Origin of the sequence: Thiocapsa sp. (assembly GCF_022340925.1) — a bacterium.
Lineage (GTDB): Bacteria > Pseudomonadota > Gammaproteobacteria > Chromatiales > Chromatiaceae > Thiocapsa.
In genome coordinates, this window is record NZ_JAJDNA010000028.1 from 1 (window position 1) to 4,549 (window position 4,549).

Annotated in this window: 3 protein-coding genes and 1 pseudogene; all 4 read right to left on the reverse strand. The window is 65.9% G+C overall.

The features are described 5' to 3' along the window. Positions 1–349 (reverse strand): annotated as a pseudogene (locus LJE61_RS03755) (tRNA pseudouridine(55) synthase TruB); the annotation flags it as partial. Positions 350–432: 83 nt separating this feature from the next. Beyond that, the gene (rbfA, locus tag LJE61_RS03760) at positions 433–849 is read right to left on the reverse strand and encodes a 30S ribosome-binding factor RbfA (protein WP_296917491.1); all 417 of its coding nucleotides are present in this window, start codon (positions 847–849) and stop codon (positions 433–435) included. A 43-nt stretch (positions 850–892) separates the two neighbouring features. Then, positions 893–3,748, reverse strand: coding sequence for a translation initiation factor IF-2 (gene infB, locus LJE61_RS03765; protein ID WP_296917493.1), 2,856 nt, complete (start codon positions 3,746–3,748; stop codon positions 893–895). Between the two features lie 15 nt (positions 3,749–3,763). Continuing rightward, positions 3,764–4,549, reverse strand: a 786-nt coding sequence (nusA, locus tag LJE61_RS03770; protein ID WP_296917495.1) for a transcription termination/antitermination protein NusA, incomplete at its 5' end; no start/stop codon positions are given.

Below are 4,549 nucleotides of genomic sequence, written 5' to 3' on the forward strand. Positions count from 1 at the left end.
CGAAGTGCCCGAGGACCTGGCGCAGCCTGGCCTCGGTGACCGCGTCGGTGGGCTGCTCCGCGACCACCTCTCCCTCGGCATCAGCGGTCGTCGTCGTGACACCCAGCCGGATACGGACCCGGTAGCGCTTGTCCGCGTCCAACAGAAACCCGGAGAACTTGGTGGTGTAGCCAAGACAAAGCGGCAGTAGGCCGGTCGCCAATGGATCCAGGCTGCCGGTATGCCCCGCCTTCGCGGCCCGATAGAGCCGCTTGACGCGCTGCAGGGCATGATTCGATGAGATACCGGACGGCTTGTCCAGCAACAAAATGCCGTTGACATTGCGGCCCTTGGGACGTCGTCGTGCCATTGTCGTATCCAGTGAGCGGACGTTGCGTCCGGCGAGTCGCTGACGGCGAGGTCTGGGCGTTCCAGAAAAGACCGGAAGTGAGCCTATTGAACCTGCTCGGGCTTTTCGGCCGAGTCGGCGGTCGAGTCGCTCGATGCCTGCGCGGAGGAGCTGCCGACGGCGCTCTCGATCAATGCCGAGAGCGCCTCGCCGTGCCTCACCGAGACATCGTGGATGAAGTGGAGCTGAGGCACGGTCCGTAAGCGCGAGCCACGGGCCAGCTCGCGGCGCAAAAAGCCGGCCAACCGGCCGTTGAGCAGCCGCTCCTGAACCGTCCCGCCCTCGTCCATCGGGAAGCAGGTGAAGTAGACCTTGGCGTGAGCCAGGTCGCCGGTGACGCGGACCTCCTGAAGCGTGACCTCACCGAGGCGCGGATCGCGGACCTCGGTGCTCAAGATGCGCGTGAGCTCCCGTAGGAGCTCCGCACCGATGCGCTCGCTGCGCGGAAATTCGCGACTCACGCCCGATCAATCCTGCTGAACATTGCGCCGAGCGACCCGACCATCACAGCTCTCGCTTGCGCTCGGTACGCTCGAAGACCTCGATCTGGTCTCCGGGCTGGACATCGTTGTAATTCTTCACGCCGATGCCACACTCGGTGCCGGCCTTGACCTCACCGACATCCTCCTTGAAGCGACGCAGGGACTCCAGAGCGCCCTCGTAGATGACCACATTGTTCCGCAGCACGCGGATCGGGTTGTTGCGCTTGATCACCCCGTCGACGACCATACAGCCGGCAATGGCGCCAAACTTCGATGAGCGGAAGACATCGCGGACCTCGGCCAAGCCGATGATCTCCTCTTTGATCTCCGGACTCAGGAGACCGGACAGGGCCATTTTCACATCGTCGATCAGCTCATAGATGATCGAGTAATAGCGCAGGTCCAGCCCCTTCTCGTCGACCACGCGGCGCGCGGCGGCGTCGGCGCGGACATTGAAGCCAAGCATGATGGCATCGGATGTCACCGCCAGATTCGCGTCGGATTCTGTGATGCCGCCGACGCCGGAACCGACGATGTTGACCTTGACCTCGTCGTTCGAGAGCTTCAGCAGGGCGTCCTTCAGGGCCTCGACACTCCCTTGGACATCACCCTTCAGGATGATGTTGACCGCCTTCTGCTCGCCCAACTGGAGCTGCCCGAAGAGCTGATCGAGGCTGGCGCCGCGTTGCTCGTCGATCCGGGACTGACGTTCCCGCTCCTGGCGAAGCTCTGCGACCTCGCGAGCCTTCTTTTCGTCATCGACGGCGATCACGTCGTCGCCGGCGTTCGGGGCACCGGACAGGCCGAGCACCTGGACCGGAATCGACGGACCAGCCGACTTCACCGGCCGACCGTTCTCGTCGAACATCGCCCGCACGCGACCGTACTCGGCCCCGCTGACAATGGTGTCGCCAGCATGCAGCGTGCCCGACTGCACGAGCACAGTCGCGACCGGGCCGCGGCCCTTTTCGACGCTGGACTCGACGATCGTGCCATGGGCCGGGCCGTCGGTCGGCGCCGTCAGCTCCAGGACCTCCGCCTGCAACAGCAGCGCGTCGAGCAGATCATCGATGCCCTCGCCGCTCTTGGCCGAGACCTTGACCAGCATGGTATCGCCACCCCACTCCTCGGGGACCACCTCGTGCTGCGTCAGCTCTTGCATGACACGGTCCGGATTCGCATCCGGCTTGTCGATCTTGTTGACGGCAACGACCAGCGGCACGTTGGCCGCGCGGGCGTGCTGGATCGCCTCGACCGTCTGCGGCATGACGCCATCGTCAGCGGCAACCACGAGGATGACGATGTCGGTCACCTGGGCACCACGGGCGCGCATCGCAGAGAAGGCGGCGTGTCCCGGGGTGTCCAGGAATGAGATCGTGCCCTTTGCGGTGTCGACGTGGTAGGCGCCGATGTGCTGGGTGATGCCACCCGCCTCACCAGCCGCCACCCGCGTGCGGCGGATATGGTCGAGCAGCGAGGTCTTGCCATGGTCGACGTGCCCCATGATGGTGACCACCGGTGGCCGCGGCAGCTGCTCGGCGTTCTCGCTCTCGGCTTCCAGATAGGCGAGCAGCGTGTCCTCGGCATCCTCTTCCCGCGCCACGACCGCCTTGTGCCCCATCTCCTCGACCAGAAGCATGGCCGTATCCCGGTCCAAGGCCTGGTTGATCGTGACCATCATCCCTTGCTTGAACAGCTCGCGGATGACCTCGGACGCCTTCACCGACATGCGAGACGCGAGCTCGCCGACGGAAATGGCCTCCGGAACCTCGACCTCGCGGACGAACGCCGTGGTCGGACGTTGGAAGCCATGCTTGCCCTGCAGCTGCGGCTTTCCGGAGGACTTCCGCCGGCGCCGTGCACCAGGACGACTCAGGATGCCGCCGTCGTCCTCCTCCGGACGATCTCGGCCACCCTCTTTTCGCGCTGCCTTGCGCAGCGGACGGTCCTTGTCCCCGAGATCGGGCAGGCGCTTGCCAGCCTTGGTCAAGAGCTGCGCGGCTTCGTCGTCCTCGTCACGGACATCGCCGTGCTTCGGCCGCTTCGGCTTCTTAGCCCCGACCTTGGCCGACGGGGTCGGCGCCTCGGACGCCGACAGACCCTCGGTGACGCTGACGTCGATCGCCGACGTTTCGATCTCGGCAGCCTCGGCGTCGGCCGGCGCGCGCTCACCCAGGGAGCGGAGCCGCTCGGCCTCGGCCGCATCCAGCTCGGCCTGCCGCTGAGCCTCGATGCGCGCGGACTCCTCTTCGGCTGCCCGGCGCAGACGCTCCTCTTCAGCACGCCGTGCCTCTTCCTCCTTTGCCTGGCGAGCGAGGGCCTCATGCTCCGCCAATCGGCGGGCTTCTTCCTCCGCACGCCGTGCCTCCAGCTCGACCCGCCGGCGCTGGCCCTGGGCAAGCGATTGAACCGCCGCGCGTGGCTGCTGGCGCGGGGACGGGCGGGCTGGCGGTTGCGCTTGGGGACGGGACGCACTCGGGGCGGCTACGCGACTGTCGGGCGTCTCGACCTGGCCACGTTTGATCACCCGTTTGCGCTTGACCTCGACACTGACCTTCGACGCCGTGCGCTGAGCCGCACTCGGTCGGCTACCGGCAATCGGACGCCCACTGGCCGATCGCGCGATCCCTTGGGCGCGCGAGTCACTGCTCGCCTTGCGCCGGGCACCGGCACGATCGCCAACAGCAGCGGCCTCCGCCGTCTCCTTGCGGACATGACTTCTGCGCAGCCACTCCAAGAGCTGCTTTTTCTGCTGCTCGGAGATCATCGTCGCCTCGTCGTTCGCCGCGATCCCGGCCTCATTGAGCTGACTGAGAAGACGATCGACCGGGATACCGACCGATGTCGCGAGGGCTTTTACGGTTACTTCGCTGCTCATTGGCACCATCTCCCGTCAGCCTTGATCCGCTTCTGCGAACCAGGGCTCACGCGCCGTCATGATCAATCTACCTGCCCGCTCCTCGTCCATGCCGTCAAGCTCCATCAGCTCGTCAACCGACTGCTCGGCGAGGTCATCCATCGAGACGACGCCGCGGCGGGCAAGGGCATAGGCCAGATCCTCGTCCATGCCCTCCATCTGCAACAGGTCCTCGGCCGGCTCGGCGTTGAGGTCCTCGCCACGCTCGATCGCCTGCTGCACCAGGGCATCGTTGGCGCGCTGGCGCAGTTGGACGATCAGCTCGTCGTCGAACTCGGCAATCGCCTCCAGCTCGGCGACGGGCACGTAGGCCACCTCGTCGATGGTCGTGAAACCCTCTTCCACCAGCACCGAGGCGACGTTCTCGTCGACCTGGAGCTGCTCCATGAACGCGGTGACGAGCCGCTGGCTTTCCTCTTCGCTCTTCGCCGCGGCGTCTTCTTCGCTCATGACGTTGAGCTGCCAGCCGGTGAGCTGACCGGCCAGGCGGACGTTCTGGCCACCGCGGCCGATGGCCTGGGAAAGGTTCTCTTCCTTGACCGCGACGTCCATGGCGCCGGCGTCCTCGTCGATGACGATGGAGACCACGTCGGCCGGTGACATCGCATTGATAACGAACTGGGCAGGGTTTTGCTCCCAGAGGATGATGTCCACCCGCTCGCCGTTCAGCTCATTGCTGACCGCCTGCACTCGCGAGCCGCGCATGCCGACGCAAGCGCCGACGGGGTCCACCCGCGGATCATTCGTGCGCACGGCGATCTT